The organism is Nocardia testacea NBRC 100365 (genome assembly GCF_000308775.1).
Classification (GTDB): domain Bacteria; phylum Actinomycetota; class Actinomycetes; order Mycobacteriales; family Mycobacteriaceae; genus Nocardia; species Nocardia testacea.
Genome location: NZ_BAGJ01000274.1, coordinates 1 through 10,929 on the forward strand (window position 1 = coordinate 1; position 10,929 = coordinate 10,929).

The window sequence follows — 10,929 nt, forward strand, 5'->3', positions numbered from 1 at the left end:
CCCCAGCTCAGTTCAGAATGAGTCGGTGTGTCGGTTCAATTTGTGGTGCAACGTATTTGACTACTTCTGTGTAGTTGATGAGGTGGTGACCGATGCGTTGTGGGAGCGGTTGGAGGCGTTGATTCCGTTGCCGCAGCGCCGTTTCCGTCATCCAGCTCGGCGTCGGAGCAGTGACCGTGCGGGGTTGGAGGGAATTTTGTTCGTGGCTCGAACCGGTATCGGTTCGAACCAGTTGCCGACCGCGTTGTTCGGGGCCTCGGGTGCGACGTGCTGGCGACGGTTGGCCGAATGGCAGGAAGCCAGGGTGTGGCAGCAGCTACACGATCAGGTACTGGTCGAACTGCGCTCGGCGGGGAAGCGGGACCTGTCCACCGCGTTGGTCGATGCCTCGCATCTGCGGGCTCTGAAAGGGGGGACCATGTCGGTCCCAGCCCGGTCGACAGGGCGATACCCGGCTCCAAGCACCACCTGATCACCGACGCCACCGGAACACCCCTCGCGGTGAGGCTGAATGTTGATGCAGGTCGAGTGGGAGGTTTCGTGTCGGGTTGGCGGGTGCTTCGGGTGCCGCGGGACGTGGTGCGGTGCGGGGTTCGTCGGACTCGCCGGGGCGATTCACCTCGATCGTGCCCGGGATCTCGAGGACGTCGGCCGATGCGGCCATTCCCTCGCTCGGGCGATCGGCGTTGCCCCTCCAGTCTTGCGTGTCGAGGATGGTCGGCTCAGGTTCGCGGGAATGCCAGCCGGCCCATCCCGCTGCTGCGGCCCGCTCCGCGACGAACTTACTCCACTGCCACACGATGCATCTTCCCCCTGCGCTCGGTTGTCGAGACGCACGGTCCCGACCGCTAATAGTGTTGCGTAACAGAAGTTTTGCGACCGGCAGACGGCCGAGAGGCCCTTTCATCACACGCGTGTGCGGATGCGGGTGGGTTCAGGAACCACCCCGCTGCTGATGACTTCGGCACGTATCGAGTTCCGTCCGTGCCGTCCCCTCCAGATCCGTTTCCCGCCGAACACACCACGTTCGAACAGAATGTTCCATATCCGTTCATCCGGCAGCGGGGCCCGCCCGGGCGCGCCGAGCGGCCGACGCTGTCTCGCCGAAACGCACCCGCGACCCCTCCTCGATCGGCGCGTCGTCGGTGGCGGCAACATCGACTCTCCGGTGGTCGTGCCTCGTCGAACGACCGAATCCAAGTCTTGCGGAACGGATCGCGCATGGTCAAACATGTGCGATGTCCCATTTTGTCCCACTTCGACCGTGAGGAAGGAGCGTTCGCGTGACCGACGCCCATCGCACGATCGCACGCTATCTCCGAGAACGCCGTGAGGCCGCAGGGATGACGCGTGCCGCGCTTGCGAAAGCGGCCGCCCTGTCCCCCGGATTGATCCAGAAGATCGAACAAGGCTCTCGCACAACCACTCTCGACGCACTCTCCGCACTCTTTCGAGGCACTGTCCGTGCCACCGACCCTGTGCGATCACATCATCAGCCTCACACTTCCGACCCGCCTCAATGCCTCGCTCAGCGGTGAGTCCCAGACCGTGCTCGGCTCGGATCTCGCTGTCCTGAAGAGCATTCCGCACCCTGCCTGCTTCCAATCGCAACCGACATTCGACGTCCTCGCCGCCAACGACGCATGGGCCCACTGGTTCCCGGGCTGCGATCCGGGCACCAACATCCTCGAATGGATGATGCTGCACCCGGCGGCACGAGCCCTGCTTCCCCAATGGCGTCGCCAGACCCACCTGATGGTCTACGCGTTTCGCATTATGGGTCCCGGCCTGGTCCCACCCGAACGAATAGCCGAGATCGTGCGCACGTGCGAGCAGGCGCCGGAATGGCATGAGCTGTGGGCCACCGAAGTGGCACCCGAAGACATTCCCCGGCCCACCGTTCTGGTGAACGATCCCGACACCGGGGAAACTCGCGAGATGTACGCGGGAAATCTCAAGTTCGACTTCCCACGCCGACACTGGTGGATGTATTCGCTGATACCCGTCACCTGAGACAGATCTGCGCGGTAATTGCTGACCCTTGCCGCTGAGACGTGTCGTCGGAGGTTCTGCTGTGTCCGTTCCGAGTACATGGTCGAGGAAATGATCCACGAGTTCGAGTGCGGCTTCTGCGGTGCGGCAACCCTGGAGCATGGCGGCGGAGTCGGGGCTGTCGAAGTCGTCGGTCGGGCGGATCGATGTTGCGGGTCGTGAGGGGCTGCTGCACGATCAGGTGACAGTGGTTATGCGGCCTGAACGACCGCTGGGGTCATGATCGTCTCGTACTCGATCGGGGTCAATCGGCCGAGCCGGGTTTGGCGGCGTCGGCGGTGGTAGGTCCGTTCGATCCAGGTCACGATCGCGATTCGTAGTTGTTCGCGGGTGGCCCATCGCTGCCGGTCGAGCACGTTGCGTTGCAGGAGGCTGAAGAAGCTTTCCATCGCAGCGTTGTCGCCGGCCGCGCCGACCCGGCCCATCGACCCGGCCATCCGGTGCCGGTTCAACGCGTGAACGAAACGCCTGGAACGAAATTGCGACCCTCGGTCGGTGTGGACGATGCAGCCGGCGACCGCACCGCGGCGGGCGACAGCGTTGTTCAACGCGATGACCGCGAGGCGGGACTTCATTCTCGAGTCGATCGAATAGCCCACGTTCCGGTTGGAGAATACGTCCTTGATCGCGCAAATATAGAGTTTGCCTTCACCGGTTCGGTGTTCGCTGATATCGGCCAGTAACAGCTGATTCCGATCCTTCGCGGTGAACACGCGACGGACGAGATCATCATGGACCGGTGGTCCGGGGCGGCCGGATTTGCCGCGGCGGCGGTTGCCGAACCTGCTCCACCAGCGATCTTGCGAGCAGATCCGCCAGGCAGTCCGTTCTGCCATCGACTCACCCGCGACGCCGGCCTCGTCGGCGAGGAACCGATATCCGAATTCCGGGTCGTCGTGGTGGGCGTCGAACAACGCATTCGCCCGATACGCCTCGGTCAGTTCGGCGTCGGTGACCGGACGGTTCAACCAGCGGTAATAGGGCTGTCGAGCAAGTTGCAGTACCCGGCACGTCACCGTGACGGGAATCCCGTCGGCGGCGAGCTCGCTCACGAGCGGGTAGAGCCTTTTCCCGGAAGATGAGCCTGCGACAGATACGCTGCCGCCCGGCGCAGCACTTCGTTCTCCTGCTCGAGCAGACGATTGCGGCGCCGCAATTCCCGCAGTTCAGCGGACTCGCTGCTGCTGGTTCCCGGTTTCGTTCCGTCATCGACGTCGGCTTGACGCATCCATTTCGACAACGTCACCGGGTGCACCCCGAAATCGGCCGCGATTTGGTCCAGCGTCACGCCGTCCTCGCGGTTGCGGGCGACCCGGACAACATCGTCGCGGAACTCCTGGGGGTAGGGCTTGGGCACAGTGACATCCTTCCAGGCTCGCCTGCCGGCAAGCCAGATCGATGTCACCTATCCATGCAGCAGCCCCGTCCAACAGTCGATCTTGGGCTCACTCGGTCACTGCATCACCGCGTGGTTGATCATGTCGGCGTGGAGGGTTCGGTGCGGGACTACAGGTTGTCACCTGCTGGCCAGGACGAGTTGTGGAGACGTGGCGGGCAGGTGAGTCGCTCAGCTCGATGTCGCGGTCAGTCGGGATTCCGCTCCAGCATGTGCGTCGGTTCCTGGCCCAGACCGGAGGAGTCCGAAAGCGACCCCGAGTTCCGCAGAGCCGGCATCTGACGCCGGCCGAGCGTGAGGAGATCTCGCGGGGCCTGGCCATGGGCTGCTCGGCGCGCATGATCGCGGTGTCGCTGGGGCGCTCGCCGTCGCGCTCTCGGGTTCGATGTCGAACGAGAATTCCGCCCAACCTTTCGGGGCCGGGACGGGTCTGTACAGGAGAGGCTACCGATCGACGGGGCGCGACCACTCGTTCGCGCGACGTATCCGCCGTGTTCGTGGTAGGACCGTCGCCTGCGGGGCGACCCCGGACGCAGCATCGGCGGGCTCGGAAAGCCCTGTATCACAGGGAATGAACGAAACAGGAGAGACGATGATATTACGCAAGTTCGCCGCGGCGGCGCTGCTGGTCCTGGGTACAGCCGGATTATCGGGTATGGCCGCCCCTGCTCACGCGGCCACTGGATACGATCGATGCCCGAGCGGGCATTTCTGCCTTTTCAGTGCGTCGAATGGAGGTGGGCGGATCGCGTACTTCCGCCTCGGTTCCACCGATTTGCGCCTGCAGAACATCGACGGCCAAGCGTATTCACTCTGGAATCGCACCGGGCAATACTGGCGGGGATTCACCGACTACAACTATCGCGGCGGTGTCATCTTCCAGGTGCTACCCGGTCAACAGTCCAATGTTCCCGCCGATGTCGCCACCCAGGTGCATTCGGTGAAGGCAGCCTGACTCGCACGACACCGATTCCGGTCGTCGGCCACAAATGCCGGAGTACCGCGCCCGCAACGGTGCTCGACAGCGGGCGGATCGATTCCGCAGTGGAAAAGTGATCCTTCGGCCAGAAACAATATTCCGTCGCTGACGTATCAAGATTATGCGGTCGTCGCAACACTCGTCGCGCTAGTGTTGCGACGACGCGGCCTAGGGAAAACTAATAGTCACCTCCGAAAAGCATCCGAACGGCAGTTTCGCAGATCGGCGATTTGCTGTGGGTATTCTGGCGCCTTCCTCGGAGCAGACTATCCGTGCAGATCCAGCCTATCGCGCATCCGCCGCAAAGCATCCCATGGCGGCTTTCACACTCACCTCGACCGCACCCTTACGAAGGCGACAAGGCCTTCGACATGCCGTGGTCGGGTTCATCGAGTCACGGAGCCGTGACCGCGGACAGCGGAGCGATCGAGTCGCGCTATGAGCGGGAGAAGTCTCAGTAGGGCGTGGCAAGCCCTCCGCGCCAGGTTGACGAAGGGCGTGGAGGACGTCGGAAAATTAAGGGCGTGTCCGCCCTCCGCCGGCGCGGACCATTGCCGGAGCGTAGCGAGGGCAGCCACAGATGCCGACGACGCGAGCGCTGGACCGCTGAAGCATGCCATGAACGACACCGCTACATTCGAACCTCGCTGTGAGGTCCCCATCAAACCCACTGGTTTGGGCCCCGAGGTGGACGCCCTGATAACGAAATCACCTACGCTCACGGCCGCGATTCGCGATCTTCAGCACGAAGGGTGGTCGATTCGCTACGGCTTCGCCAACGGTAGCTACACAGATCTCGGGTTCGACAGCACTCGAAACACCAAGAGCAAAGAGATCGTCCTCGATGGCAGGAAGGCAGCCGACGCACCTCGTGCGACGGGGACTCTCGCGCATGAAGTCGGCCACGCCCGCTACGGACTCGAGCCGCACGTATCGAGGGCTCGAAGAACGAAGGAGCAATGGTTGCGATTGAATGTGGACGCGCGTCTCAGAGGCGAAGGTGAGGCCGTGCTCGTCAATGCGCAGGTCAGGCGGGAGATATTGGACAACGGTGGTCCGGACAGCGGTATAAGCGGTCGATATTCCAGAGAATACATCGAGATCTACGACAGATACGCGCGCGGCGAGCTGTCTCGAGCACAGGCGCGTAGCGAGATCGCAACGCTCTACGGGAGCGAACGCAGAAGTACTGACGGCAAGCACTACGGCGACTATCTGATGGAGGCCTGGAACGACCACTGGGATCGCTGGGAAAAGCTGCGTACAGGAGGGTCCTGAGACGTACCGTTCAACTCCCGGGGCGCGACGGAGTGAACCGTGGATAGGGCTCCCGGACCGGCTGTGGGCTCAAACTCACCCTCGGCTACGCCGGCTTCATCATGGTCGTCGGTGTGCTGCTGCTCGGGGCCGTCTTGGTCTTCTACCTGTACTACCTGCCCGCCGGTTGGATCCAGATCCAGACCGGTGATTTTATGATCGACCGCTCACTTCTGCTCGCTGCCTTCGTTCCTTTCATGGCCGTCGTGCTGGTCGAGGCGATTATCGACGCCGCGGGAGGCCGGTCCCACCTATACGGCCATTCCTCCGGCGCGGTACTCGCGCTCGAGGCGGCGGCGCGGTTCCCCCGAAAGATCGACAGAGTCGTCGTCTACGACGCGTCCTATGTACACGACGAAGCGTAGCGGGAGTCCTATGCCGCACTGTCCCGAGAGATGAGTGCGCTGCTGGAGAAGGGCGCTGACGGCCCGGCGATCAAGCGATTCCTGCGCGGTATCGGTATGCCAGGCCTATTCCTTCACCTGCTCCCGATGGTTCCCGGTTGGCGGACCACGCGCGCGCTCGCGCCCACGCTCGCGTACGACATCGCATTGACCGCGGACCTGCCACAATCGAGCGCTTCACCGAAATCGGTGTGCCGGTGCGGATCGTCGTCGGCGAACGAAGCGCAGCGGGGTTGCGCGAGTTGGCGCATGAATTGGCCGCGGCCGTCCCAGGGGCGGACTGCCGCGCACTCGCCGGCCAGAACCACATGGTCAGCGCCCGAGCGTTGAATGCGATGGGAGAGCGCGCCGCGCTGCCGCTCGGCGCGGAGTGCGGCGCCGGCAGGGCCGGGCGGGACGGCCCGCTGGCCGAGACATGTAGGCGCGGTCACATTTGTCCGGGCGGACCAACCTTTTCGCACTCGAACCGGTCGATACCAGATGTGTACACCCGGCGCCGCACACAACGGTGACTGACCCGGAGACGTCGGCGACCGTGATCGGTGGGAGATGCGATCCGTGCACCCCGGTAGCCATCGAATACGACATCTGAAGGAAGTAACGCAGTGAAGACCGTGATCAAACTCGTCGCCGGAACGTTGCTGGGTGTCGGCGTCCTCATCGGGGGCATCGTGACCCTCACTCAGGACGAAGTGCTGTGCGGGGCCACAGTGATGAATGCGGGGGATCACTGTGAGGAGACCTCGGGTAGTGGGTCGTCCACCACCCGCGATCTCGACGAGCAGAAGTCCGACAACAAGACCGGCGGCTGGATCATGATCGGTCTGGGTTCGGTGATCCTGCTGGTTTTCGGACTGGGGCTGCTCGGCGTAGTGACCTCGAATCCGCCGCCGGGAGCCGACCGAGTGCCCAGCTGATATCGAGACCGCCGGTCCGCCCGGTTCCGCGGCCAGCCGTCTGCGCGGCATTCGAGGGGTCTGTCGCGCGCGGTGGCCCGGCGGACAATCAGGGCCGCACCGCGAACCGGGTGAAGCTACCGCGGCGGCCTTCTCCCGGTCGGCTCCCCGGCCGACAGCGACGCCGTCGCCGTCGTGCGGCTCGGCCTAGTCGCAATGCCGCGCAGTTTGGGGTTGTGCCCGGTTGTCGACCGGGCACGATATGGATGTTGACCTGGGTTTTGTAGGTGTTGCGGTCGATGTTGCCCTTGGCGCGGTGTTTGGAGATCGCGCGTTTGACCACGCGGGGGCTGGTGTGTGCTCGGCGGTCGGGCAGGCGCTTGTTCAGGACAGCGCGGCCGATAGCGCCGATGAGATCGACGGTGGTGGCAGCGATGATGCCGGCGGCGTGGATGACCTGGTCGCGGGCGGTACACAGGGCGACGCTGAAACTGCCCCGGTCGGGAGAGAAATCGCCGGTGGCCAGGGCGGTGTCGGCGATGGCGGTGCGTAGCGCCTGGTAGGTGACCATTTGGTGCGTGACGCATGGCGGCGTGCGGCAACCGATCGGGAGCGGCGGCTCGATGCCGACGGTGCCGAGCGGATCGCTCTGCTCGCTGACCACATCGGGTTGCATTTCGAGGATGTCGTCGTTCTGCGGCAGGCGTTGATCGGGGCGCTGGATACGCTGCCCCCGCGTGAACGTGAGGCAATGCGTTACTGCTGGGTTCGCTGGCGGCGCACAATGAAGCTCATTCTTACCGGCCGATTTCACTGGGCGCCGCCGGCTCCCGAGGCACCTTCTACACCGCGTACAGACCGCGGGCATAGCCAGTTATCAGCATCCGGTCCCGGTGTACCGACGGTCCGGCCTACAGCCCAGGCACACGACGACAGGGTCACGCTGTCCTTGAACAGCTTGCCGTTTTCGTCGAGGTCAGACTCAACAAATGCTCCATCGCCCCGGACACGCCCACCCAGATCGTGCTCCCGCTCCTCTGGAGCGAGGATCGCTCCGAGCGCCGTGCGGACCCGCTCCACCTCGAATATCCCGGCGTAGACGGTGTAACGCCAGACCTTGTTACGCCCCGGGGACCGCTGCTGCCCGGCCCACGGTAGTTGCTGCCTTTGGGAGGCTTTCACTGTCTCCTTGCCATATCCGGGACGCTCGATCCCGGACGGTGGGCTGAAGTACTCCATGGACCGCCAGTACTGGAGGATCTGAGCTTGCCTACAAGCTTCCTCGTTGCCGCGAACCATGACACCCACCCCTGTCGTCGACGAAATCCACTCCAGCCTATTGGGCGAGAAGTCTTGGGGGAGTGGCTTTTATAGAATTCACCTATGGCGCTCGCCGTCCGGCACTTTCCGATGGACGCCATCCTGAGCGAGTCGGGACCGACGAATAAGGGGGTGTCTTGCGTGGGGAGTTTCTTGTAGCAGGTGAGGGCGGCAGCGAGTGGGAGAAATGCTGCGAAGAGGCGGCCGTGGCGTTCGTAGCGGATCGTCAATCGCCGATAGCCGGTCAACCACGCAATGGTGCGCTTGATCTTCCCCCGGTGCCGACCCAACCGCGAGGGTCCTCGATCCCGCGACGGGCGATACGGGGCACGATCCCACGGCTGCGTAGCCAGTGGCGGTGGACATCGAAGGCGTAACCCTTGTTGGCAACTTGGCAGGCTTCCCGCAGCACGGGCCGCGCCGCGACCGCACCCGCGGGGTCCGTTCGCCATCGGTTGCACATCACCGAGTCGTGGGTGTTGGCGGCGGAAACAACTGTGATCAGCGGGATTCCGTACACGTCGGAGACGACGTGGATCTTCGACCCCTTATTTCCGCGGTCGACAGGACTGCGCCGGTCAGAGATCCCCTTTTTCGCCCGTATGGACGCTGCGTCCAGGATCGCCGCACTCCAGTCGAGCTCGCCGGCTACTCCGAGCCGGTCGAGTATCCCTCGGTGCAGCGCGTCGAATACTCCGGTGTCGGCCCACACCATGAACCGTCGATGCGCGGTCGGGACGCTCACCCCGAACGACGGCGGCAGACGCCGCCACGCACACCCGGCTGGTCAACACGAACACGACCGCGGTGAACACAGCTCTTTCGTCCACCGGTGAGGTCCCGCCGGCTTGCGGGTCCGGGAATGAACGCGGGTAGCAACGGTTTCGCGGTGTCTCACAACGCGTCCGGGACAAGTGGCTGAGCAAGCCTGTCGACCACCGGACACATCATGCCGGACAACGAATAACAGCCACGTAAGACACCCAGGAAGTACCGACGGTGGCAGAACGCGTCCCCCAGGTGCTCGGGGCTGCTGCAAGCCGTCGTGTGGCTTGTTCGCTTGATGTTCGGGAGAAGGACTCCGACGGAATGGATGGCGGGTCGAGCTCAGGTCAAACCGCCATAGAGTAGAGCTACTAAGATATGCGCATCAATCTACCTCGAGCGGTGGCGCCATGGCGATATAGGGCGAGCGCGTCCTCCAGGTCGACACCGGCCGGGGCCGGGATGGGGGTATCGGCGGCTACGGCAGCCGCTTCGGCATAGCCACCGGCAACGGTGACAGCCTGACCTGGCTGATCGACATATTGACTCGTGTCCAACGCGGCGGCGACGACACCGACGCGTTCCCTCGGGGTGAACAGGATTGGTCGGAAGACGTATTCGACCGTGTAAGTGAGGACTTCCGGTCGTTCGGGTGGGCCGATGTCTGGGAGGCCGGGAATCCGCTGTCAGAGCCTTTCCATCGGTGGGGAGTTGCCGTGTTGACGGATACCCTTCGGCAACTTCGCAACTCGTTCGAAAGGCGAGCAATGATCTCGAACAATGTCGTCAAAACCGTAGTCGCCTCGACGCTGCCGCTGATCGCCGCCACGGTCGTCGCCGGCGGCGCTTCCGCCGACGCCGGGCCGATGGCCGATGTGCAGGCCACGCCGATCGCCGGTATTCCGCTGGAGGAGCCTCAGGACGTCACGACCAACCCGGGCGCCCAGTACCCCGATCCCGTGTTGAACGGCGCCGCTCTGGGCGCCGGTATCGGCTCGGCGGTCGGTTCGGCCACGGGTTCCGGTGGGCCGATCCTCGGTGGGCTGATCGGGGCCTTGGTCGGTGCGGTGAATCCCGACGTGGTCCCGCAGGTTCTTCCCTGAACTGACTGGGTGTGATGTCCAGGGAGGTTGGTCCGGCTCACTACGGTGAGTTCGGCTGACAGGTGGAGGCCTCCGGTTGTGAAGTGGAGCTGTCCAGGAACCGCTTCATCGACCCGGAGGCCTTCGTGTCCCACGCCAACGCAACACTCACCCTGATCACCCGGTTGCGGCTGGTAACTGATCGTCGAACAGGCATGTACCTTGTCCGCGGCAGCGAAAATGTTCATGGTCTGCCCACGCACGGCCCGGAAATGGACCGATCGTTACCGGGCCGAAGGCGCAGCAGGGATGACCGACCGCAGCTCACGCCCTCATACCGGCCCGAACAAAACCACTCCCCAGCTCGTCCGCGCCATCGTCGGTCTGCGCTGGCGTCACCGGCTGGGACCGGTGCAGATCGCCGGCGGCCTCGGCATGGCCGCCTCGACCGTCCATGCCGTACTGGTGCGGTCCTGGCCCGGTCGGGCGAAGCCGCGGTGGGGCGTCACGCCGTGGTGACAGCAACGGTCTCGGAGACCGCGTCGAATGGGGATTCTCCACATGCCGGTCACTGGTTGTCCGCGCCGTACCAGACGTGTCGTCTGGTGAGTGCCTGGGCGTAGTGGTCGATTCGCCCTCCGGACCATATCTCCCTCTTTTTACCTGCTGCTATGCGGTGTGAGCATCAATTTCTCGAACCGTATGTGCAGGTCAGCGG

10 protein-coding genes and 4 pseudogenes are annotated in these 10,929 nt (G+C 64.0%); 10 read left to right on the top strand and 4 right to left on the bottom strand.

Going from position 1 to position 10,929, the window contains the following annotated elements; translation table 11 throughout:
- Positions 1 to 40: 40 nt before the first annotated feature.
- The 3 genes and pseudogenes from ON38_RS33005 to ON38_RS35755 all read left to right on the top strand — a co-directional run.
- A pseudogene (locus tag ON38_RS33005) lies at positions 41 to 510 on the top strand (transposase); the annotation flags it as partial.
- A gap of 833 nt (positions 511 to 1,343) precedes the next feature.
- Complete coding sequence (locus ON38_RS38335; RefSeq protein ID WP_085995545.1) at positions 1,344 to 1,538, top strand: hypothetical protein; 195 nt, start codon at positions 1,344 to 1,346, stop codon at positions 1,536 to 1,538.
- Positions 1,465 to 2,013, top strand: a complete 549-nt coding sequence (locus ON38_RS35755) for an MmyB family transcriptional regulator (protein ID WP_039829276.1) — start codon at positions 1,465 to 1,467, stop codon at positions 2,011 to 2,013. Before ON38_RS38335 ends, ON38_RS35755 begins: the two co-directional genes overlap by 74 nt.
- A 230-nt stretch (positions 2,014 to 2,243) precedes the next feature.
- Here ON38_RS35755 and ON38_RS33020 read toward each other — a convergent pair.
- A protein-coding gene (locus ON38_RS33020; RefSeq protein WP_373281267.1) for an IS3 family transposase occupies positions 2,244 to 3,409 on the bottom strand; the annotation gives its coding sequence in 2 pieces (ribosomal slippage) (positions 2,244 to 3,122 and positions 3,125 to 3,409; 1,164 coding nt in all).
- Between the two features lie 141 nt (positions 3,410 to 3,550).
- On the opposite strand from ON38_RS33020, the pseudogene ON38_RS38410 reads away from it, so the two are divergent.
- The 5 genes and pseudogenes from ON38_RS38410 to ON38_RS33045 all read left to right on the top strand — a co-directional run.
- Positions 3,551 to 3,819: pseudogene (locus tag ON38_RS38410) on the top strand (helix-turn-helix domain-containing protein); the annotation flags it as partial.
- A 221-nt stretch (positions 3,820 to 4,040) separates the two neighbouring features.
- Positions 4,041 to 4,403: a peptidase inhibitor family I36 protein gene (locus tag ON38_RS34540; RefSeq protein ID WP_218000889.1), complete on the top strand. Its 363-nt coding sequence runs from the start codon at positions 4,041 to 4,043 to the stop codon at positions 4,401 to 4,403.
- 642 nt (positions 4,404 to 5,045) lie between these two features.
- Positions 5,046 to 5,705, top strand: a complete 660-nt coding sequence (locus ON38_RS33035; RefSeq protein ID WP_157182042.1) for a hypothetical protein — start codon at positions 5,046 to 5,048, stop codon at positions 5,703 to 5,705.
- A 101-nt stretch (positions 5,706 to 5,806) separates the two neighbouring features.
- Positions 5,807 to 6,109 carry an alpha/beta fold hydrolase gene (locus tag ON38_RS34545; protein WP_051165594.1) on the top strand — a complete coding sequence of 101 codons (303 nt, stop codon included), beginning with the start codon at positions 5,807 to 5,809 and terminating at the stop codon, positions 6,107 to 6,109.
- Positions 6,110 to 6,753: 644 nt separating this feature from the next.
- Entirely contained in the window at positions 6,754 to 7,065 is a 312-nt protein-coding gene (locus tag ON38_RS33045) for a hypothetical protein (protein WP_039829279.1), read from the top strand.
- Positions 7,066 to 7,153: 88 nt separating this feature from the next.
- Here the strand turns inward: ON38_RS33045 and ON38_RS35480 are convergent, their stop codons facing one another.
- From ON38_RS35480 to ON38_RS37275, 3 genes and pseudogenes are all read right to left on the bottom strand, one after another.
- Positions 7,154 to 7,858 carry a hypothetical protein gene (locus ON38_RS35480; protein WP_157182043.1) on the bottom strand — a complete coding sequence of 235 codons (705 nt, stop codon included), beginning with the start codon at positions 7,856 to 7,858 and terminating at the stop codon, positions 7,154 to 7,156.
- Positions 7,855 to 8,283 (bottom strand): hypothetical protein, encoded by a 429-nt coding sequence (locus tag ON38_RS36755; RefSeq protein WP_169333321.1) that lies wholly within the window; start codon positions 8,281 to 8,283, stop codon positions 7,855 to 7,857. Before ON38_RS36755 ends, ON38_RS35480 begins: the two co-directional genes overlap by 4 nt.
- 263 nt (positions 8,284 to 8,546) lie before the next feature.
- Positions 8,547 to 9,278 (bottom strand): annotated as a pseudogene (locus ON38_RS37275) (IS5 family transposase); the annotation flags it as partial.
- A gap of 618 nt (positions 9,279 to 9,896) precedes the next feature.
- Here ON38_RS37275 and ON38_RS33060 point away from each other — a divergent pair.
- Together ON38_RS33060 and ON38_RS36760 are read left to right on the top strand one after the other, a co-directional pair.
- Complete coding sequence (locus tag ON38_RS33060) at positions 9,897 to 10,232, top strand: hypothetical protein (RefSeq protein WP_039829280.1); 336 nt, start codon at positions 9,897 to 9,899, stop codon at positions 10,230 to 10,232.
- A gap of 125 nt (positions 10,233 to 10,357) precedes the next feature.
- Positions 10,358 to 10,682 (top strand): annotated as a pseudogene (locus tag ON38_RS36760) (leucine zipper domain-containing protein); the annotation flags it as partial.
- Positions 10,683 to 10,929: the final 247 nt, after the last annotated feature.